Below are 262 nucleotides of genomic sequence, written 5' to 3' on the forward strand. Positions count from 1 at the left end.
TCCCCGAGCCACCCTTGAACAGACCGGACAGATCCGGGCTCAGGCTGCCCGCGTTGGCGGTCAGGCTGATGCTCGGGAAGAACGCTGCACGCGCCGCGCCGATGTTGGCGTTGGCCGCCTTCAGGTTGTACTCGGCCTGGAGGATGTCCGGACGACGTTGCAGCAGGTCCGAAGGCAGACCGGCCGGCACGTCGCTGAGCAGATCATCGGACAGCGGTTTGGCCGTTTGCAGGTTGGCCGGAATGCCGGTGCCGAGCAGCAG

The 262-nt window shown here is 66.8% G+C and carries 1 protein-coding gene; it reads right to left on the reverse strand.

Going from position 1 to position 262, the window contains the following annotated elements:
- Positions 1 to 262, reverse strand: a 262-nt coding sequence (locus AAEY83_RS16140; RefSeq protein WP_351060625.1) for a TolC family protein, incomplete at both ends; no start/stop codon positions are given.

The organism is Psychrobacter sp. TB20-MNA-CIBAN-0197, from assembly GCF_040309765.1.
Lineage (GTDB): Bacteria > Pseudomonadota > Gammaproteobacteria > Pseudomonadales > Moraxellaceae > Psychrobacter > Psychrobacter submarinus.